1 protein-coding gene is annotated in these 350 nt (G+C 62.6%); it reads right to left on the bottom strand.

Features of this window, described 5'->3' with window-relative positions; all coding sequences use genetic code 11:
* Positions 1 to 289 (bottom strand): molecular chaperone (locus HMPREF9538_RS09590; protein ID WP_032457180.1); only part of this gene is annotated, 289 nt, incomplete at its 3' end.
* Positions 290 to 350: the final 61 nt, after the last annotated feature.

Below are 350 nucleotides of genomic sequence, written 5' to 3'. Positions count from 1 at the left end.
GGCGGCTGCCGTTAAACACCAGGCGCCAGCTCTGGCCTTTTCCCGGTTCGATGCGCACAATCGGCGGCAGCACAATAAACGGCGCCGCATCCTTTTCCGGTTGATTTTGCACGCGGCCATCGTCGACCCAGACCTGCGTCAGAGAGGGGGTCTCCCCCATATTGGTGGCCCGGACGGCGATCTCTTTTTTGTCGCCGGGAAAAATAATCCGTGTGCCGTCAATAACCATGCTGGCGTCCGCCGAGGGTAAATAGCTGGACAGCAGCAGTGCCAGAACCATACGCCGCATATTCACCTCCTCCTTGTCGGGGGGATAAACGGCCCCCCCGCGGGGGCGGGGGGGGGGGGGG

This window comes from Klebsiella sp. MS 92-3 (assembly GCF_000195655.1).
Taxonomy (GTDB): Bacteria; Pseudomonadota; Gammaproteobacteria; order Enterobacterales; family Enterobacteriaceae; genus Klebsiella; species Klebsiella pneumoniae.
The sequence above is the reverse complement of the archived record's forward strand: the minus strand, read 5'-3'. Positions and strand labels throughout refer to the sequence as shown.